We start from the raw sequence: 19,735 nt of genomic DNA, 5'->3' as shown, positions 1-19,735 counted from the left end.
GACGTGGACTGGCTCTTCGAGGTCCGGCTCGTGGACGGGCCGGTCTACTGGTTGTCCCTCATCCTGGGCCTCGCCGGGGCGCTGTACCTCCTGGTGCCCCCTTCCGGCATCCCTCCCCGGCCCTGGCTTCTCCGGGTCCTGGCAGGCGCAGCTGCAGCGATTGCACTGGTCTTCGCCGTGCACTGGGCCCTCATCAACGTCTTCTCCGTCTTCACCGCGAACATCCCGGACGCTGTCCTGCTCTGGATCGTGGCCGCCGTCGCCGCCCTCATCCTCCTGGTCCTGCGGGTGCCCCGCGGCACCTGGCGGAGCCGTGGAACCGGGCTCGCCGCAGTCCTCCTGGTCGCGGCTCTCTCGGCGGTACAGATCAATGCCTACTATGGCCTCAACCGCACCGTCAGTGACCTCTTCGGCACGGCACTGGCCAGGGTCCCCGCGCTGGAGCGGGACCTGATGCGCCAGCCTGGCGAGGCCGACGGCGCCACGCTCCAGGGCTGGACCGCGGAGGGGGAGATGCCGGGCGGCGGAGCGCTGCGCCGGTCCGTGATCCCGGGGGATGTCTCCGGAATGGAAACCCGGGAAGCCTACATCTACCTTCCACCCGCCTACTTTGCACAGAACCGTCCCGCCCTCCCGGTGCTGGTGCTGGTGGCGGGTCAGCCGGGCGGCCCGGCGGACTGGCTGACCGGTGGTGCGCTGCAGTCCCACATGGACGCCTTTGCCGCCGCGCACGGGGGAGTGGCGCCCGTGGTGGTGGTGCCCGACCCCAACGGGTCCCAGTCCGCCAACACCATGTGCATGGACAGCCGGATTGCACGCGCGGACACCTACCTCTCCCAGGACGTCCCGCACTGGATAAAGTCCACGCTCGCCGTCGACACAGACCATCGCAGGTGGGCGGCCGGGGGGTTCTCTTTCGGCGGCACCTGCGCACTGCAGCTGGGAACCAGGCATCCGGACCTCTTCCCCTCGGTCTTGTCCTTCTCCGGCGAGGCGGAGCCCGCGATTGCCAAGGAGCGCCACAAGACCATCGAGGCGTCCTTTCCGGGGGACCCCGAAGCCTTCGTACGGCAGACTCCCCTGGCCATCATGAAAGATCGGCGCTTTGAAGGCAGCGGACTCTACCTGACCGCCGGGCAGGACGACCCGGAATTCGTCGGTTACCTCCGCACCCTGGCCGCAGCGGCGGAGGATGCCGGGTTTACGGTGCGCGCCTACGAGGTGGAGCATACCGGCCACTCCTGGGATACCTCCTCGAAACGTATCGGCGACGCACTCGATTTCCTGGCCGAGCGGTGGGGGCTGGAGAGGTGAACGCTGACAGGCAGGTGCGTACTGCCCGCCTCGCCTGGTCCACGGTGGTGCTGCCTGCCCTCCATGACGGGAAGGCAGCCCTGAAATCGGCCCCCTTTACGCTTGTGGTGCTCGGTCTTTTCCTCGCCGTGGGGGCAGTGACCGGCAGCTTCGCGGCAGGCCCGCCCGAACAGCTGCTGGGACTTGCGGGCGTCAGCGGGCCGGGGCTTCGGGACGGCACCTGGTGGTCCCTCTTTACCAGCCTCTTCTTCGCCACGAATCCGCTGGCCTACCTGGTGGCCGCACTGATGATTGTGGTCTTCCTGGGGCCCGCCGAACGCAGGCTGGGAACGCGGGCGGCCATCGCGCTGCTGCTGGGAGGCCAGTTCGCCGCCGTCACGCTGTTCCTCCTGGTGACCCAGGTTGCCGGGTACGTGGGGGACGGCTGGCTGGACCGGATGTCGGACGACGTCCTGGTGGGCCCTTACGCCCCGCTGCTGACGGCGGGACTGGCGGGAAGCGCGCGGCTGCCGGTCCTGTGGCAGCGCAGGCTCCGGACAGCCGTGCTGTCCATCTCGCTCCTGCTGGTCCTGTATGTGGGCCACGCTGAAACCGTGATCGGACTGCTGGGCGCCGTGCTGGGGCTCCTGGCCGGGTGGTGGATCCAGGGGGACCAGGGACAGCTCCACCGGCACCGTTCAACCGGACGCGAAACCAGGAACCTCCTGGCCCTGACGGTCGCCGTCTTTGCCGTGGGACCGATCCTGACCGGCATCGCCCGGGCGCCCACGGGTCCGCTGGCCCTGCTGCGCGACGTGGTCCTGAATCCGTTGCCGACGCTTGGGCAGCTTGCATTCAACTGCGGCGCCACGGTTGAGGCTTCCTGCCTGGAAGAGGGCCGGGCCGGTTTTGCCGGTCCGGTCGGGCTTGCCCTGGCGGTGGTCCCGGTAGCCCTGCTGCTCATCTGCGCGGACGGCATGCGCCGCGGCCGGCGCCTTGCCCTGAACATTGCCATCGCCATCCAGCTGGCCGTTACGGCGCTGGCCGCCGTCTACCTTGCCCTCTTCGCGCTGTTGCCCTCGAGGAGCCAAGTGCCCAATGCCGGACCGCTGGGCTCGGCGTTTGCCCACGTGCTGCCCCTTGTGGTGGTGCCGCTGCTGCTGGCGCTGGTCCTGTGGCTGAACCGGTGGCAGTTCCGGGTGCAGACAGCGCCGTACGCCCGCCGGGTGCTTGCGGCGGTGGCGGGAGGAACATGGCTGGCGCTGGCCGGCTCCTACGCGCTGGCCTGGTTCTGGTCAGGAGGGCTGGAGCGCGACGGCGGGTTGCTGGGACTGCTGGCCGAGCTGGCCAGGCAGTATGTCCCCATCCCCATCCCGCAGCATTACCGCGGCGTTTTCGCTGACCGCAATGCCGTGGAATCCGTGCTGTTTGCCTATTCCGGACCGGTGTTTTGGGTCATCGCGCTTGCCGCCGTGTGGTGGGTGCTGCTGGGCAAGGCCCATGGCACAGACTCCGGCGTGGAGGACAGGGAGAGGGCCCGGTCGCTCCTGCGCCAGGGCGGCGGCCCGCTCTCGTGGATGGCGCTGTGGGAACCCAACACCTACTGGTTCAGTTCCGACGGCAAGGGTGCCGTCGCCTTCCAGCAGCACGGCAGCGTTGCCCTCACCCTGGGCGGAGCCTTCGGACCGAAGGAAGCCCAGCAGCGCGTCACCGGCGAATTCCTGGCCTATTGCAGGAGCCACGCGCTGATTCCGGCACTGTATTCGTGCGATGACACATTATGGCCGGCACTTCAGGAGCAGGGGTTCGCCCGGGTTGCCGTTGCCCAGGAAACCCGGTTGCCGATCCGCGAGCTTGAGTTCAAAGGCAAGGAATGGCAGAACGTCCGGACAGCGCTGAACCGGGCCGCCAAGCTGGGCGTTCGTGCCGTGTGGGGGCCTTACCACTCGCTGCCGGCGGCGCTCCGGTCACGGTTGAGCGAGGTGTCCGAAGAGTGGGCAGCAGGAAAGTCTGTCCCCGAGATGGGCTTCACCCTGGGCGGTGTGGACGAGCTTGAGGACGAGGAGGTGCTGTGCTGCCTCGCCGTGGACGGCAACGGAACCGTCCACGGCGTCACCAGCTGGCTTCCCGTGTACGACGGCGGGCGGCTGGTCAGCCGGACACTGGACGTCATGCGCCGTGGCGCCGAGGGTTTTCCCGGGGTGATGGAGTTCCTGATCGCCTCCGCGGTCCTGGAGCTGCGCGGCTCGGTGGAGGTCATCTCCCTGTCGGGCTCCCCGCTGGCGCGGGTTCCCGATGGCGGGGAGGACGGGCAGCCGGGGCCGGAGAACCTGGTGAAAATCCTGGACCTCGTGGGGCACGCGCTGGAACCTGTTTACGGTTTCCGGTCCCTGGCGGCGTTCAAATCAAGGTTCAAGCCCGAGTACCGCGCACTCTACCTGTTTTACCAGGACCCGCTGCACCTTCCGGCCATTGGCCGGGCGCTGACCCGCGCCTACCTCCCCGGGCTGTCCCTCGCGCAGGGCGCGCGTCTGGTGCGAAGTTTAGGAAAATGAATACCGCGCGGCCTTTACCGATGCATTTCCTCCGAAACCGGCGGCCGGGAATCCGCGCCTTTTGTCCTGCAACTCCGGCTTCTGGAACTGAACATAAAAATGGTCCCCGGCATAAATGCCGGGGACCATTTTGCTGCCAACCGCTGGTGCGGGCGGCGGGCGGAGACTAGACCAGCGTTACGCCGGTAGCCTGCGGACCCTTTGCGCCCTGTCCGATTTCGAACTGGACGCGCTGGTTCTCGTCGAGGGTCTTGAAGCCGCCGGTCTGGATTTCGGAGTAGTGGACGAAGACGTCACCGTCCGAATCATCCGGGGTAATGAAGCCGAAGCCCTTTTCAGCGTTGAACCACTTGACGGTTCCCTGTGCCATTTATTTCTCCTCATTGTGGAACTTTTTAAGATCGGCACACCTCGTGCCGGCCTTGGTCACTCCGCGAGAAGAATCCTGGTGTGCCGCCCCTGGAAAAGGAACCGGCGGTGCAGGAGCTTCGCGCTCGCAACATGTCTTGCGAGCATGAAAAAACACCTACACAAAGACTGAGATAAGAATTTCATGCCCATTCCCGCAGGTCAACGGTTTGGGCTTCAAAACGGATAAATTTTGGGCAAAGAGGAGGTTAATGCGCACGTCAGGGCATCCTTCACCGGACAAGGACCACCGGGCGGCACCGTCAGAAAAGCCGGGACTCGCTGTCGTCAACGCCGCGCATGGCGTCGTAGTCCAACGTGACGCAATCGATGCCCCGGTCATTGGCAAGGACCTTGGCCTGCGGCTTGATCTGCTGGGCCGCGAAAATTCCGCGCACCGGGGCCAGCAGCGGATCGCGGTTGAGCAACTCGAGGTATCGCGTGAGTTGCTCCACGCCGTCGATATCGCCGCGCCGCTTCAGCTCAATGGCAACCGTGGCGCCCTCGGCATCGCGCGCCAGGATATCCACCGGACCGATGGCGGTGAAGTATTCACGGCGGATGAGGGAGTACCCCGTCCCCAGGGTCTCGATCTGTTCGGCCAGGAGCCGCTGCAGGTCTGCCTCCACGCCATCCTTGATGAGCCCGGGGTCAACGCCGAGGTCGTGGGACGACTCATCGAGCTTTTCATGGATGTTGATGATGAGCCGGTCATCGGTCTTGGCCGACTGGACGGTCCACTGCTCCGTTACCCCCAGCTCGAGATCCACGTCTTCCGGGGAGGAAACCCTGAGCGTGGCCGGGGGGCTCATCCAGTTGAGCGGCTTGTAGGAACCGCCGTCTGAATGGACCAGGACGGAGCCGTCGGCCTTCACCAGCAGGAGCCTGGTGGCAAGCGGGAGGTGGGCTTTGAGCCGGCCAACATAATCAACGGAGCATCGGGCTATGACAAGTCGCACGCCGTACAGACTACCGTCTGCAGTGGACGCAGCTGGCAGCCGGTGCCCACCGCCCCCGGGCTTGCCCGCAGGAATATGCACGGCGGCTGGGGCAGAATGGAAGCATGCCGCGCTCCAACCGACCCCGCCGTCCAGTGTCCGGAAAGGGGGCTGTGTCCGGGAGGGCGGGCGCTGGAAAGAAGGGCAGCCGGGAGGTGCCCGAGCTCGACCTGGAACGGGCGCGTGCCGGCATCGCGCGGCGGGAGAGCGCCCCTGACGGCGAGTGGATGGTGCGCACCATGACCGCCAGGAATGCCGAAAAGACCTACATCTGCCCCGAGTGCTCCACGGCCGTGCCGCCCGGTGTGGCCCACCTGGTGGTCTGGAAGGACGACCACCTGTTCGGCGCTGCCGCCGGACTGGCCGAGCGGCGGCACTGGCATACCAACTGCTGGATGTCGCGCAGTTACCGCTACCGCTGAACGGGCGGGCGAAGATGCGCCGGCTGTCGCTAAGCTGGCAGGCATGACTTTTGATCCGGCGTCGTACGAATTCCGCCAGGGCCCAGGCCCCACTCCCATCCGTGCCTCCACCGTGCTGCCCGCCAGGCGCGAGCTGGTGAAGCTGGACACGGAAGACGGCCACACCCTGGTGGCCGAGCTGGCGCTGCCGGAATCCGGCCCCGTGAAGGCCACGTTGATCACCCTGCATCCCCTTCCCACGCACGGCGGGTTCATGGACTCGCATGTCTACCGCAAGGCTTCCTACCGGCTGCCTGCTCTCGCCGGCATCGCCGTGCTGCGGTTCAACACCCGCGGAACCGCATCCCCGCACGGAACCAGCAGCGGGGCCTTCGACGAAGGCGTCGGGGAGCGCCATGACATGGAGGCCGCGGTCCGCTTCGCCGTCGAACGCGGCCTGCCCAACCGCTGGCTGGTCGGCTGGTCCTTCGGCACGGAACTCGCCCTGATGTACGGAGCCGTTGAGCCGGTGGCGTCCCAGGTCGAGGGGGCAATCCTGCTTTCGCCGCCGCTGCACCGCGCCAAGGACAAGGACCTGCTCCAGTGGGCCGCATCCGGCAAGCCGCTCACGGTCCTGGTGCCGGAGCACGACGATTTCCTCAAACCTGCCGAGGCGGCCGAACGCTTCAGCCTGGTGCCGCAGGCCCGCGTGGTGGGCGTGGACGGGGCCAAACACCTGTGGGTGGGGGAGAAGTATGCTGCCCGGGTCCTCAACGAGATTGTGGATGAGGTCAGCGAGGCAGGATCAGGCGCCGCAGGACTGCCGCAGGAATGGGACGGGCCCGTCGCAACAGCCTCCGCCTAGGACCCCTGGTTCCGCCGCGGGTTCGGCCCCACCGCGCCGGCCCGGTGCTGGACCTGCCGTGGTGCTGCTCCTGCGTTAGTGCTGGTCCTGGCGGACGATGTAGATCTCCCTGACCAGCAGCAGGACAGCAGCCGCCGTGGGAATGGCGATGAGGGCGCCGAGCACGCCCAGCAGGCTGCCGCCGGCAATGACGGAGATAACCGCCACGGCGCCGGGAACGGCCACGGCCTTCTGCATGATGCGCGGGGAGATGAAGTAGGCCTCGAACTGCAGGTAGGCGAAGTAGCAGATTCCGTAGATGGCCGCGGTCTGCCAGCCCTCCGTCAGCGAGACCAGCAGCACCACGATCCCGGCAATCATGCCGCCCACCAGCGGAATGAAGGCGAGCAGGGCCACCACGAAGGCCAGCAGCAGGGCGAAGGGTATTCCCACGATTGACATCACGATGAAGGCAAAGGTGGCATTCAGGAGGGCGACCACAGCCTGCCCGATCACGTAGTTCCCCACCGACCGGGTGATTTCCTCGGACAGGGCCTCCACGCGGTGCCGCCGGGACCGCGGCGCAAGCCGGTAGCCCCACTTCTTCATCGCGGGCAGGGCGGCAAGGAAATACAGGCTCAGCACCAGGACGATCAGGGTGCCGAAAAGTCCGTTGGCCACGGTGGAACCAAAGCCGACAACACCGCCGAAGATTCCACCCATCGCCGCGGGGTCGTTGACGAACTTGTCCAGCTCTTCCGTGACGCGGTCACGCACACCGAACTGGTCGTCCAGGCTGCGGAAGAACTCGGAATCGATGAAGTCCCGGATCCACACCGGTGCTTGCTCGACGATCTGCGTGACCTGCTGCACGATGGTGGGAATAAGGGTGGCGAAGAAGCCGACGACGGCGCTCACCAGCACGGTGACGGACACCAGGATCCCGGCAGGGCGGGGAATTTTCCGGCCCTCCAGCCAACTGACGACAGGCTCCAGTCCCAGCGCGATGAACAGCGCCGCAACGATCCACAGGAGCAGTTGCGTGGTGTTGGAGCCGATCCAGTAGACCAGCAGTGCAAGCCCAACGCCCACGGTTCCCATGAACCCCAGGTACAGGGGATGCTGCGGCGAAATCCGGGGGCCCGGACTGCCGAACTGCGGCTCCACCCCGCTGTCCTGGCCACCGCCGTCACCGTCCTGGCGCGTGTACTCCGGCGGCATCTCGAAACGAAGCCGTGGCTGGGCGCCCGGCAAAGGCTGGCGCAGCCGCTGGGCCAGCATCCCGAGTGCGGCCGCGGCGGGCCTCTTCCGGCGGGCAGTTCCAGGACCCTGACCAGGACCTATTCCAGGACCGTTGGCGGCGGCTGCCGGCGGCTGCGTACCCCCCGGGTTCTCTGGTGCCGCGGAGGATTCGTCCGTCTTGTCTGTCACTGGTTTTGGGGGCCTGTTCCGTACGTGGCGCCGCGGGTGCGGGCGGGTGTGATGATCATCGCAAACACTATCAGCAGCCTTGTCAACAACAGCTGAAGTGCCTGCTCAGCGGCCCGCTGGCGATCCTGCGCGAAGCCCCGATCCGGGCCCGCGATAACAAAACGGATACTATTGAAACTAAACCCCCGCTGATGATAGGTGTTCCCTTGCGTTTAAAGACTGCAGTCGCACTCGTGCTGCTCGGCCTCCTGACACTCTTGGCCGGCATCGGCCAGAGGACCATCTGGGCCCCCTCCGAGACCTTTACGGCTTCCGCGCCGGCCGATGCTGCCGCTGCGCCGATTACCGTGATCGACCAGAACCTGCGGACCCTTCACGGCGGCACAGTCAAGATCGACATCGAGGGCGACGGCAACTTCATGCTGGCGGCCGGCCGACCGGACGACGTGGACGCCTGGGTTGGCCAGGCCGCGCACAACACCATTAGCGGCGTTTCCGGGGACCGGGCGTCCCTCCAGGTTGAACACACCGACGGCGAGGCCACCGTACCCAACCCCGCCGGCTCGGACCTCTGGGTTTCCACCGAGAATGCCAGCGGCGAGCTCGAATACTCCTGGACGCCGCCGGCTGACGGCGACTGGACCCTGCTGCTGGCCTCGGACGGAACCCAGCCCGCACCTGCCTCTATCTCCATGACGTTCCCCAACGACACCTCCACACCCTGGGCCGTACCCCTGATGGTCCTTGGTTCCCTCCTGGTTGTCGCCGGGATCGTACTGGCCCTGCTCTCTGCCCGCCGGCGCAACGGTGAAGGCGGCGGCGAGGGCAGCGGCTTCGCCCGGCGCGCCCGCGCCCGCAGCGAGGCCAAGTCGTCCTCGCGCGTGACCATGGCTGCTGCCGGCGTGGTCGCCGCTGCCGTGGTCGCCGGAACCGGCGTCGCCGCAAGCGCCACTTCTCCCGCGCCCGCGCCTTCATCGGATGCGGCATCGGCGTCGCCCGCCGCGCAGGAGGCAGGTTCGCCCGTCCTGCTGGATGCCCAGTTCCGCCGGATCCTGGAGCAGGTCTCCAGCGCCGTTGACGCAGGCGATGCGGCCAAGGACGCCGCGAAGCTGTCCGACCGGGTTGGCGGAACCGAACTGGAAGTCCGCACCCAGAACTACAAGATCCGTTCACAGGTGGGCTCCTACGAGCCGCGCATGCCGGTGCGGTCCACCAAGCTCCTCACCACCGTGGTGACCAGCGAGCGCGAATGGCCGCGGTCCGTCATGGCCGTGACCCAGGGTGAGGGCAACGTGGTGCCGCAGCTGCTGACCCTGGTCCAGGCCTCACCGCGCGAGAACTACAAGCTCGTGGAAACCAACCCGCTGCAGCCCGGCACCACATTCCCCACCATCAGCCGGGACGGCACCGAGACGCTGGCACCCGCGGACAAGACGGGCCTGCTCTACAGCGGTGAAGAAGCCCTGTCCGGCCTGGCCGACCGCCTCACCTCCGAAGACTCGGCCTTCAAGGACAAGCTGGTGGAAGGGGAGTCCTCGCCGTACATCGCGGACACCCTGTCCTACCAGGCTGAAGTGGTGAAGTCCGGCGAGAACGGCAACTTCTCCTTCACCCACAAGGTGGTCCCGGAAAGCACTGTTGTGTTCCGCACGGCTGACGGCGGCGCGCTGGTGCTGGGACGGATCAACTTCGGCTTCGAGGGGACCCCCAAGGCCGCGGGCGACAAGCTCACCATCGGTGACGACGCAGCGGCGCTGGCCGGCGGCAAGGAAACCACCACCGGCATGGTCCTGAGCTTTGCCGAGTCGGTGGCCGTGTACGTGCCGCCGGCAGGATCCACGGACCCGATGAAGCTTGTGGCGGCAACCCGCGGCCTGACGGGGGCCAGCTTCAAGTAATCCCCGTCCTGCAGTAGCCCCGGCAGCGGCCGGAGTGGCTAGAGTGGAAAGCATGAGTTCGCCAGCTTCCCGCCCAGTCCCTCCTGCCGCTGCCAACCTGCTTAACCTGCGCGGCGCCGTCGATCTTTCCAGCCTGAAGCAGCGCCCGGCCTCGCCTGCGTCACCGGCCGGGACCGGAACGCCGCAGGAAGGCGCCCAGCCGGGTGCCGCTCCCGGCGCCCAGGAACTGAAGGTCAACGTCACCGAGGGCAACTTCCAGCAGCTCGTGGAGCTGTCGGCGCAGGTGCCTGTGGTGTTCGCCCTGTGGGCCTCCTACTCGCCGGAGTCGGCAGCCGTGCTCGAGGTCCTGGAGCGGGTGGTTGGCGGCTACGGCGGCCGGCTGGTCCTTGGCTCCGCGGACATCGAAGCCTTCCCGCAGCTTGCCCAGGCCTTCCAAGTGCAGGCTGTCCCCACTGCTGTGGCCGTCCTCAAGGGCCAGCCGGTGCCGCTTTTCCAGGGCAGCGCCGACGAGCAGCAGGTGCGCAGCCTGTTTGACGAACTGCTGAAAGTAGCCGCGGCGAACGGCGTGACCGGGAGCCTGGGAGCCGGAGGGGCGGAAGAGGACGCTCCCGCGCCGCTGCCGCCGCTGCACCAGGCCGCGTTCGACGCCATCGAAGCGGGAGATTATGCTGCTGCGGCAGAGGCGTACCGCCAGGCGCTGACCGAGATGCCCGCGGACCATGAGGCCAAGGCAGGACTTGCCCAGGTTGAGCTGATGGGGAGGCTGCAGCCGCTTTCTGCCCAGGACAGCGAAGCCCTGCGCACGCTCGCGGCCAACGAGCCGGACAACCTTGAGGCCCAGCTGGGGGTGGCAGACCTTGATGTGGCCGGCGGCCACGTGGAGGATGCGCTGAGCCGGCTGGTGTCCTTCATCGGCAGGAACTTCGGCCCGGAGCGTGAGGCTGCCCGCGTCCGGCTTCTGGAGCTGTTCGACGTAGTGGGCGCCGCGGACGAACGGGTGGCCAAGGCGCGCCAGGCCCTCGCGAGGGTGCTCTTCTAGTGCCGGCGCTGTTCCAGCCCCTGCGGCTGCGCTCGCTGGAGCTGCAGCACCGGGGCTGGGTGTCGCCGATGTGCCAGTACAGCTGCGATCCCGACGACGCCCCGGGAGTCCCGAACGACTGGCACCTGATGCATCTGGGGTCCTTCGCTGCCGGCGGCGCGGCGCTGATCCTGACCGAAGCCGCCGCCGTGAACGCGGAAGGCCGGATCAGCCCCCGCGACGCCGGCCTCTACAACAGCGGGCAGGCCGAAGCGTGGCAGCGGATCACCTCCTTCGTCCACCGGCACGGCGCCGCAGAGGCCAAGATCGGCGTGCAGCTTGCCCATGCCGGCAGGAAGGCGTCCACTTACTGGCCCTTTTCCGGCAAGCGCGGCAGCGTTCCGGAGTCCGACGGCGGCTGGACCACTGTGGGGCCCTCACCGTTGGCCTTCGAAGGGTACGCCAGCCCCGCGGCGATGGGCGCGGACCAGATCAGCGGCGTGGTGCGCGACTTCGCCGACGCCGCCGTGCGGGCGGTGGACGCGGGCTTTGACACCATCGAGATCCACGGTGCCCACGGGTACCTCCTGCACCAGTTCCAAAGCCCGCTGATCAACACGCGGACCGATGCCTGGGGCGGCGACGAAACGGGCCGGAACCGGCTGATGCTGACTGTGGTTGACGCCGTCCGAGCCGTCATACCGGAGTCCATGCCGCTGCTCCTGAGGATCTCCGCCAGCGACTGGGCCGAAGGCGGCGTGGATCTGGCCGCTTCCGTCCGCCTGGCACGGCAGGCCGCCGAACACGGTGTGGACCTCATCGATGTGTCCAGCGGTGGTGCCGTTGCCCACCAGCAGATCAAAGCCGGCCCCGGCTACCAGACCGGATTTTCAGCGGCCATCCGGAAGGAAGCCGGTGTGGCCACCGGCACCGTGGGCCTGCTGACTTCGGCAGGCCAGGCCGAACATGCCGTCGCCACGGGACAGGCTGACGGCGTCCTCATCGCGAGGGCAGCGCTGCGGGACCCGCACTGGTGGCTGAGGGCCGCCTTCGAGCTGGGCCACGACCTTGCGTGGCCTCCGCAGTACGAGCGCGCCGTTCCGCGGCGCACCTTCTGATGGTCCCGTGATGGCCGGCCGGGACCGCCGCACTGCGCCAAAGTCCGCGCCGGTTCCCCAGGGGACGCCGGCCCCTGGGAGGGAGCCGGCGCCGGGCGGCGGGGTCGACCAGCAGCTGGAAGCCGCCATCCTGGAACTGCTGGCCAACAGGGCCGCCACCTCCACCATCTGCCCGTCGGAAGCCGCCCGCGCTGTCGGTGGCGGGACGTGGCGTGACCTCATGGAGCCGGCCCGCAGGGCTGCGCGGCGGCTGGTCGACGCAGGCGAGGTCCAGGTCACCCAGGGCGGCTCGGTGGTGGACCCCGCCACGGCCAAGGGGCCCATCCGTATCCGGAAGGCGCGGTAGGTACCCCGGCACGATGTCGCCGGACAGCGTCCCACCGGAGGCGGTTCCTACGCCTTTCCAGCTACTCCTCCGGGAGGACCCCGCAACGGCGGCCCGAGGGCTAGTCTGGCTTCATGACTGCCCCGCAACCTGATCCGGCACTGCACCCCGACCCGGTAATGCGCCCCGACACGGCCCCGCAACCAGACCATGCACTGGACTCCCCGCCGGGTCTGCACCCAGGAGCTGCGCCGCAGGTGCCGGCCTTGTCCATCCGCGGGCTCGCCAAGCGGTTCGGCGGAAAGATCGCTGTGGACGGCATCAGCCTTGACGTGCCGGCCGGATCCTTCTACGGCATTGTGGGCCCCAACGGTGCCGGCAAGACCACCACGCTGTCCATGGCAACCGGCCTCCTGCGTCCGGACTTCAGGACAGCTGCAGTCCACGGCGTGGACGTCTGGCAGCGGCCGCTGGAGGCGAAGAGGCTGATGGGCATCCTGCCGGACGGGGTGCGGCTGTTCGACCGGCTCACCGGCGAACAGCTCATCACGTATGCAGGGCTGTTGCGCGGAATGGACCGGGAGACGGTGGCCACCCGCGTTGCGGACCTCCTCGCCGCCATGGATCTCCAGGAGGACGCCGGCACCCTGGTGGTGGACTACTCCGCGGGCATGACCAAGAAGATTGCGCTGGCCTCCGCCCTCATCCACGCACCCCGGCTGCTGGTCCTGGACGAACCCTTCGAAGCGGTGGACCCGGTTTCCGCGGCCAACATCCGTTCCATCCTTGACAGCTACGTCGCCTCGGGCGGCACGGTCATCGTGTCCAGCCACGTCATGGACCTGGTCCAGCGCATGTGCGACCACGTGGCAGTAGTGGCCAACGGACGCCTGCTCGCCGCCGGCACCGTCGACCAGGTGCGCGCCGGGGCCTCGCTGGAGGACCGGTTCGTGCAGCTGGTGGGCGGCCGCAGCCACACGGAAGGGCTGGAATGGTTGCGCACCTTCTAAGGCTCAAGCTGACACTGCTGCGCAACGGCCTGCGGCGCAGCCCGTGGCAACTGGTGGGAATGGCCATCGCCGGGCTCTACGCACTGGGGATGGTGGCAACGCTTGTGATGGCACTGGTGATGCTGCGCAACGCACCGCACGACCTTGCCCAGACCGCCGTGGTCCTCGGCGGATCCGCCGCCATCCTGGGCTGGGGCATCGTGCCGGTGGTGGCCTCTGCCACGGACATGACCCTGGATCCCGCACGGTTCACCACCTTCGCGATCCCCATGCGTCAGATGCTGGCGGGACTGGCGCTGGGCGGTCTCATCGGCATCCCGGGACTGGCCACTTCGCTGGTGGCGCTGTCCACGGTGGCCACCTGGTCCCACGGTGTCCTTCCTGCGCTCGCCGCGTTCGCGGGGGCAGTGCTGGGCGTACTGACCTGCGTGGTGCTCGCCAAAGTGGTGACCACCGCAACGGCAAGCCTGGCCGCATCGCGGCGGTTCAAGGACGTCAGCGCCATCGCGTTCATGGTGCCGCTGGTGTTGATGGGGCCCATTGTGGCCGGAATAGGCCAGGGCCTCTCAGCCTCCACCGGGTTCCTGCCCGGCTTTGCCAGGACGCTGTCGTGGACGCCGCTGGGCGCACCGTGGTCGCTGGGCGGTGATGTGGCAGCCGGGCAGCCGGGGCAGGCGGCATTGAAGCTGCTGGTATCCGTTGCAGCGCTGGCCGCGCTCGCGTGGGCGTGGAAGTCCCTGTTGGAACGGGCGCTGGTGACTCCGCCGTACGCGGGCAGCGGCAGGCGCAAAGGCGGCAGGCTGGGACTGCTGGGAGTGCTGCCTGCCACTCCGGCCGGTGCGGTGATGGCGAGGTCCCTCACGTACTGGTTCCGGGATCCACGGTATTCAGGATCCCTTGTGGTGATTCCCCTGCTTCCGGTGGTGCTCGCCTTCCAGGGCAGCCAGGCCGGGGACTTCACCAGCCTGGGCATACTTGCCCCGCTCTCCGCCTTCATCCTCGCCTGGTCCATCTCCGCGGACGTGTCCTACGACAACACCGCTTTCGCCCTGCACCTTGCCACCGGTGTCAGGGGAGTGGCGGACCGGCTGGGCCGCGCCCTGGCCTGCCTGGCCTTCGCGTTGCCGGTGGTGCTGGTGTTCGCCCTCGGGTATTCCGCCCTGACAGGGGACTGGGCGGGCCTGCCCGGCCAGCTGGGCCTGAGCCTGGGCATCCTGTTCACCGGGCTGGGACTGTCGTCGGTGGTTTCGGCCCGTTATACCGTGGCCGTTCCGCTGCCGGGCGACAGCCCGTTCAAGAAGCCGCCCGGCAACGTGGGCCAGACCCTCGCCGTACAGTTCGGAGGGCTGCTGGTCCTCATGGTCCTGGTCCTGCCCCAGGCAGGGCTCCTGGTTGCCCAAGTGGTCACCGGCAACTACCTCTTCGGGTGGATCAACCTCTCCGCGGGAACGGTCCTGGGCCTGGTCCTGTTTGTCCTGGGCGTCAGGCTGGGCGGAAAATGGCTGGACGCCCGCGGGCCCGAGCTCCTGGCCCAGGTTTCCGTCAACCGCTGACCAGCTTTCGGAAGGAACCAGCATGGAAGTCGTCATCCTCAACGGCAGCAAACAGATTGCCAGGCTTGCCGCCGATGCCGTCGAGGACCTGCTCCGGCGCAAGCCCGATGCCGTCCTCGGCCTGGCGACGGGTTCGACCCCGCTTCCGGTCTACGATGAGCTGGCTGCCCGCCATGAGCGGGACGGCCTGGACTTCAGCCGGGCCTCAGGTTTTGCCCTGGACGAGTACGTGGGACTTCCACCAGGGCACCCCGAGTCCTACCGGGAAGTGGTCCGCCGGGAGTTCACCAACCGGGTCAACATCCGGCCTGAGAACGTCCACGGACCGGACGGTGCCGCCGCGGACATCCCGGGAGCCTGCCGCGCCTACGAGGAGGCGATCGCGGCTGCCGGCGGAGTGGACCTGCAGATCCTCGGGGTGGGAACGGACGGCCACATCGCCTTCAACGAACCGGGATCCTCCTTCGCTTCCAGGACCCGCATCAAGAGCCTCCTCGAACAGACCCGCAGGGACAATGCCCGGTTCTTCTCCAGCCTGGCGGATGTCCCGCACCACGTCCTCACCCAGGGGCTGGGAACCATCATGGACGCACGGCACGTCATCCTGCTGGCAACCGGCGCGCAGAAGGCGCAGGCTGTGCGGGATTTCGTGGAGGGCCCCGTCGCCGCCATCTGCCCGGCGTCGATCCTGCAGTTCCACCCGCACGCCACCGTCCTGCTGGACGAGGCCGCGGCGTCGGCACTGAAACTGGCGGATTTCTACCGGCACACCTACGACCACAAGCCCTCCTGGCAGGGGATTTAGCCTGACCCGCCCGCTGCCGGCGCACGCCGCCGCAAAGTCCGACGGCGGCTGGCGGGGGCGCGCCGCCGTCGAACGTCCGGGCGGTGGAACAGCTAAGATGGTTGGCATGACTAGCACGACGGACCCTCTCGAAAACGACCCGATGCGCGAGCTTTCCGGGGCTGGAACGTCCACAGCCACCATTGAGCGCGAGGAACTGCGCCAGGAAGTGGAGCCCGGGGACCGGGAACGCTTTTCGCACTACGTGCGCAAGGAAAAGATCATGGAGTCCGCGCTGACCGGGGAACCCGTCATCGCGTTGTGCGGCAAGGTCTGGACGCCGGGACGGGATCCGCAGAAGTTCCCGGTCTGCCCGATGTGCAAGGAGGTCTATGAAGGCCTCCGCCCGGGCAACGACGGCGGCAAGGGTCCCGGAGGGGACTCGGGCAACAACAAATAGTGACGGAGACGCTCTTTGGCGGCCCCACCCTGCCTCCGGCCTATCCGGAACGTGCAGCCTGGGGAACCGCCCCGAAACTCCGTGCCTGGCAGCAGGAAGCCCTGGACCTGTACCTGCGCAACAGCCCGCGCGACTTCCTCGCCGTGGCAACGCCCGGCGCCGGCAAGACCACCTTCGCGCTGAGGGTGGCGTCCACGCTCATCGACTCCGGCGCCGTTAACAGGGTGACCATCGTGGCGCCCACCGACCACCTGAAGCGGCAGTGGGCGGATGCGGCGGCAAAGGTGGGCATCGCCATCGACCCCAACTTCAAGAACTCCGACGGCCAGCACGGCCGCGGCTTCATCGGCGTTGCCGTCACCTATGCGCAGGTGGCCAGCAAGCCGCTGCTCCATCGCGCCAAGACGGAAGCTGCGCGCACGCTGGTGATCCTTGACGAGATCCACCACGGCGGCGAGGCACTGTCCTGGGGCGACGGGCTGCGCGAAGCCTTCGACCCCGCGGTCAGGCGGCTCTCGCTGACGGGAACGCCGTTCCGTTCCGACACCTCTCCCATTCCCTTCGTCGAATATGCCCAGGACCGGGACGGCATCCGCCGCTCCAAGGCCGACTACACCTACGGGTACGGCAATGCGCTGCGCGACCACGTGGTCCGCCCGGTGATGTTCATGGCCTATTCGGGGCAGATGCGGTGGCGGACCAGCGCCGGCGAGGAGATGGCGGCGTCGCTGGGTGAGGCCGCGGTGACCAAGGACATCACGTCCCACGCCTGGCGCACCGCCCTGAACCCCGCAGGCGAGTGGATTCCGGCTGTGCTTGCGGGCGCGGACAAGCGCCTCAGCGAGGTGCGCCGCACCGTTCCCGACGCCGGCGGGCTGGTGATTGCCACGGATCACGAGGATGCCCGTGCGTATGCCGGACAGCTCAAGAGGATCACGGGGGAGTCGCCCACGGTCATCCTTTCCGATGACGCGAAGGCGTCGAGCAAGATCGAGGAATTCACCGCCAGCGATAAACGCTGGATGGTGGCCGTCCGGATGGTGTCCGAGGGCGTGGACGTGCCGCGGCTTTCCGTCGGCGTGTATGCCACATCGACTTCAACGCCGCTGTTTTTCGCCCAGGCGGTGGGCCGCTTCGTGCGTGCCCGCAAGCGGGGCGAAACGGCGTCGGTCTTCCTGCCCTCGGTGCCGCAGCTGATGGCCCTTGCCAACTCCATGGAGGCGGAACGGGACCACGCTTTGGACCGCCCGGAGAAGGAAGACGCGGACGGCCTGTTCAATCCCGAGGACTCGCTGATGGCAGAGGCCAACCGCGAGGACAAGGCGTCGGACAGCCTCACCAAGGGCAAGTTCGAGGCATTGGATTCACAGGCATCCTTTGACCGTGTGCTGTTCGACGGCGGCGAGTTCGGCACCGGTGGCGAGGTGGGGTCCGACGACGAGATGGACTTCCTGGGCATTCCCGGGCTGCTGGACGCTGAGCAGGTGGGCACGTTGTTGCGGCAGCGCCAGCATGAGCAGCTGAACCGCAAGAACCGGAAGGCTCCTGCGGCGGCGGAAACCCCGGCACCGGCCGTCCCGGACCACCGGATGCTGATGGACCTCCGCAACGAGCTGGCCAAAAACGTGGCTGCCTGGTCTGCCCGCACGGGGACCCCCCACGGGGTGGTGCACACCAAGCTGCGGACAGTGTGCGGCGGACCGCCCGTGGCCCAGGCGAACGAGGAGCAGCTGCAGTCGCGCCTGCGGAAACTCCAGGACTGGTTCATCGGCCGGAAATAGCGGCGATGGTGACAAAGCCGGCCCGGTGCTTTGCGGACTGCTCCCCGAACGTCCGCCCGGCAGCCGCCGCAGATCCGGTCAGGCCAGCCAGCGCCACCAGCGTGACTGCTCCGGTTCGGGCGCCGGTTCCGGCTCCGGTTCCTCGCCCAGCGCCAGCGCGGCCTCGACGAGGTCGTCCGCGGTCAGCGTCATGACGGCCTCACGATCGAGGGCATCAAGACTGTGTTCCTCGTCGAGCGACAGCCGCAGCGCCTGGCGGTTGAGCGCCTGCTCGAACAGCGTGCGGGCGAACCGTGCGTTGCCGGAGTCCTCGCCCGCGTGAAGCCCTGTGAAGATGCGTCGCAGCATCTGGTCCGCATCCGGCTCCAGCCTGTACTCGTGCTGGGAAAGCATCCGGTGGAAGATCGTCTGGAGTGCGTCGACGGAGTAGTCGGGGAACGTGATCTCGCGGGCGAACCGGGAGCGCAGTCCGGGGTTCGAGAGCAGGAATGCCTCCATCAGCCGCGGATACCCGGCCACGATCACGACCAGGCGGTGGCGGTGGTCCTCCATCCGTTTGAGAAGGACCTCGATCGCCTCGGGGCCGAAGTCCATCCGGCCGTCCTCCGGTGCCAGCGCGTAGGCCTCGTCGATGAACAGGACGCCGTCCAGCGCACGCCGGATCACCCTGTCCGTCTTGATGGCGGTCGTGCCGACGTACTGCCCCACCAGGCCCGAACGGTCGACCTCGACCAGGTGGCCTTTCTGCAGCAGGCCGACCGCGCGGTACATCTCGGCCAGGAGCCGCGCCACGGTGGTCTTGCCCGTGCCCGGGTTTCCGAGGAAGACCAGATGCTGGGAGGTGGCCACCTCCGGCAGACCGTGCGCCTTACGGCGGGCCTGGACCTGGAGAAGTGCCACGAGCGCCCGCACCTGTTCCTTCACTGTCTCCAGGCCGACCAGCGCGTCGAGCTCGGCCTGCACCTCGGACAGTGGCCGGGCCGGCCCGGGCCTCGGACCCACGAGATCGCCGACCAGGTCGTCGACGCGTTCCGAGCCGGGCAGCTTGAGCTGGTCGGCAAGGCGGCCGATGGTCTCGCGCAGGTCGTCGAGCGGATTGCGACTGGCAGCCATGCCTCCACTGTAGTACCCGGGTCCCGTTCCTGCCCTGGGATCAAGGGGCGGGTGAAACGGCGAAGGGCCTGCTGATCATCGGCGCCGGGCCCCACCCGGTGGTGCCCTAGGCTACGTCCACGCCGCCGAGTTCCATTTCGGCCACTGCTTCCTCCAGGTCCTCGGCGATCCCGGCCGTCAGGGAGCGGAGGACCGTGACGGAGTAGCCGGCCTGGACGGCGTCCAGGGCCGTTGCCATCACGCAGTAATCCGTGGCGATTCCCACAACGACGACGTCCTCCACGTCATGGCTCTGCAGCCAGTCGTCCAGCCCGATCGCGTCTTCGTCCGGAGCGAACCTCCCGGCGTCCGCGGGACCGGGCAGGGCCCCGGGCTGCCGTTCTCCGGTGGGCACCGCATCTTCGGGGGCCAGCAGGCCCTCGAAGCCGGAGTAGGCGGCGGAGAACTGCCCTTTCTGGAAGTAGGCCTGGATGTATTCGGTGTCCAGGTCGGGATGCAGTTCAGCCCCGGGGGTGCCCGCCACGCAGTGCGGCGGCCAGCTGTCCTTGAAGTCCGGCATGTCCGAGAAATGCTCTCCGGGATCGATGTGCCAGTCCTGGGTGGCAACGATGTGGTCGAACTCGCCGTGGTGGGCGTCCACATATTCGCTGATGGCGCCGGCCACATCCGCGCCGCCGGAAACGGCCAGCGAACCGCCCTCGCAGAAATCGTTCTGGACGTCGACGATGATCAGTGCCCGGGACAT

At 67.9% G+C, this 19,735-nt stretch carries 18 protein-coding genes; 13 read left to right on the top strand and 5 right to left on the bottom strand.

Going from position 1 to position 19,735, the window contains the following annotated elements; all coding sequences use genetic code 11:
* Positions 1-3: 3 nt before the first annotated feature.
* Complete coding sequence (locus tag AC4BCK_RS12705; RefSeq protein ID WP_364407058.1) at positions 4-1,314, top strand: alpha/beta hydrolase; 1,311 nt, start codon at positions 4-6, stop codon at positions 1,312-1,314.
* Positions 1,311-3,848, top strand: coding sequence for a phosphatidylglycerol lysyltransferase domain-containing protein (locus AC4BCK_RS12700; RefSeq protein ID WP_310110890.1), 2,538 nt, complete (start codon positions 1,311-1,313; stop codon positions 3,846-3,848). The genes AC4BCK_RS12705 and AC4BCK_RS12700 overlap by 4 nt, the downstream gene beginning before the upstream one ends.
* Positions 3,849-4,014: 166 nt before the next feature.
* Here AC4BCK_RS12700 and AC4BCK_RS12695 read toward each other — a convergent pair whose 3' ends face one another.
* Both AC4BCK_RS12695 and nucS read right to left on the bottom strand, forming a co-directional pair.
* A complete protein-coding gene (locus AC4BCK_RS12695; RefSeq protein ID WP_011692441.1) occupies positions 4,015-4,218 on the bottom strand; it encodes a cold-shock protein in 204 nt (67 codons plus the stop codon).
* Positions 4,219-4,519: 301 nt separating this feature from the next.
* Positions 4,520-5,215: an endonuclease NucS gene (nucS, locus tag AC4BCK_RS12690; RefSeq protein ID WP_471898134.1), complete on the bottom strand. Its 696-nt coding sequence runs from the start codon at positions 5,213-5,215 to the stop codon at positions 4,520-4,522.
* Positions 5,216-5,319: 104 nt separating this feature from the next.
* Here nucS and AC4BCK_RS12685 point away from each other — a divergent pair, with 104 nt between their 5' ends.
* A complete protein-coding gene (locus tag AC4BCK_RS12685) occupies positions 5,320-5,676 on the top strand; it encodes an Rv1322 family protein (protein WP_174179161.1) in 357 nt (118 codons plus the stop codon).
* A 43-nt stretch (positions 5,677-5,719) separates the two neighbouring features.
* Positions 5,720-6,520: an alpha/beta hydrolase gene (locus AC4BCK_RS12680; RefSeq protein WP_174179163.1), complete on the top strand. Its 801-nt coding sequence runs from the start codon at positions 5,720-5,722 to the stop codon at positions 6,518-6,520.
* Positions 6,521-6,595: 75 nt separating this feature from the next.
* Here the strand turns inward: AC4BCK_RS12680 and AC4BCK_RS12675 are convergent, their stop codons facing one another.
* On the bottom strand, positions 6,596-7,930 hold the full coding sequence (locus AC4BCK_RS12675) for an AI-2E family transporter (RefSeq protein WP_251424889.1): 1,335 nt from the start codon (positions 7,928-7,930) through the stop codon (positions 6,596-6,598).
* A gap of 191 nt (positions 7,931-8,121) precedes the next feature.
* Between AC4BCK_RS12675 and AC4BCK_RS12670 the strand changes: the two genes are divergently transcribed.
* The 9 genes from AC4BCK_RS12670 to AC4BCK_RS12630 all read left to right on the top strand — a co-directional run bounded on the left by AC4BCK_RS12670 (position 8,122) and on the right by AC4BCK_RS12630 (position 17,877).
* The gene (locus AC4BCK_RS12670) at positions 8,122-9,828 is read left to right on the top strand and encodes a DUF8094 domain-containing protein (protein WP_400511320.1); all 1,707 of its coding nucleotides are present in this window, start codon (positions 8,122-8,124) and stop codon (positions 9,826-9,828) included.
* Between the two features lie 52 nt (positions 9,829-9,880).
* Positions 9,881-10,867: a tetratricopeptide repeat protein gene (locus tag AC4BCK_RS12665; protein ID WP_174179169.1), complete on the top strand. Its 987-nt coding sequence runs from the start codon at positions 9,881-9,883 to the stop codon at positions 10,865-10,867.
* Positions 10,867-11,964 (top strand): NADH:flavin oxidoreductase/NADH oxidase, encoded by a 1,098-nt coding sequence (locus AC4BCK_RS12660; protein WP_310110878.1) that lies wholly within the window; start codon positions 10,867-10,869, stop codon positions 11,962-11,964. The genes AC4BCK_RS12665 and AC4BCK_RS12660 overlap by 1 nt, the downstream gene beginning before the upstream one ends.
* A gap of 10 nt (positions 11,965-11,974) precedes the next feature.
* Entirely contained in the window at positions 11,975-12,310 is a 336-nt protein-coding gene (locus AC4BCK_RS12655) for a DUF3253 domain-containing protein (protein ID WP_251424883.1), read from the top strand.
* 113 nt (positions 12,311-12,423) lie between these two features.
* Positions 12,424-13,299 (top strand): ABC transporter ATP-binding protein, encoded by an 876-nt coding sequence (locus AC4BCK_RS12650; protein ID WP_490565999.1) that lies wholly within the window; start codon positions 12,424-12,426, stop codon positions 13,297-13,299.
* A complete protein-coding gene (locus AC4BCK_RS12645) occupies positions 13,281-14,852 on the top strand; it encodes a transporter (protein ID WP_363955606.1) in 1,572 nt (523 codons plus the stop codon). The genes AC4BCK_RS12650 and AC4BCK_RS12645 overlap by 19 nt, the downstream gene beginning before the upstream one ends.
* Before the next feature lie 22 nt (positions 14,853-14,874).
* Positions 14,875-15,657 carry a glucosamine-6-phosphate deaminase gene (nagB, locus tag AC4BCK_RS12640; protein WP_363955609.1) on the top strand — a complete coding sequence of 261 codons (783 nt, stop codon included), beginning with the start codon at positions 14,875-14,877 and terminating at the stop codon, positions 15,655-15,657.
* Positions 15,658-15,754: 97 nt separating this feature from the next.
* Positions 15,755-16,096, top strand: a complete 342-nt coding sequence (locus tag AC4BCK_RS12635) for a DUF3039 domain-containing protein (protein WP_174179181.1) — start codon at positions 15,755-15,757, stop codon at positions 16,094-16,096.
* A complete protein-coding gene (locus AC4BCK_RS12630) occupies positions 16,096-17,877 on the top strand; it encodes a DEAD/DEAH box helicase (RefSeq protein ID WP_174179183.1) in 1,782 nt (593 codons plus the stop codon). The genes AC4BCK_RS12635 and AC4BCK_RS12630 overlap by 1 nt, the downstream gene beginning before the upstream one ends.
* 78 nt (positions 17,878-17,955) lie before the next feature.
* Here AC4BCK_RS12630 and AC4BCK_RS12625 read toward each other — a convergent pair whose 3' ends face one another.
* Complete coding sequence (locus AC4BCK_RS12625) at positions 17,956-18,990, bottom strand: AAA family ATPase (RefSeq protein ID WP_251424875.1); 1,035 nt, start codon at positions 18,988-18,990, stop codon at positions 17,956-17,958.
* A gap of 106 nt (positions 18,991-19,096) precedes the next feature.
* Complete coding sequence (locus AC4BCK_RS12620) at positions 19,097-19,735, bottom strand: isochorismatase family protein (protein ID WP_174179187.1); 639 nt, start codon at positions 19,733-19,735, stop codon at positions 19,097-19,099.

Source organism: Pseudarthrobacter sp. As-47 (genome assembly GCF_058215595.1).
The sequence above is the reverse complement of the archived record's forward strand: the minus strand, read 5'-3'. Positions and strand labels throughout refer to the sequence as shown.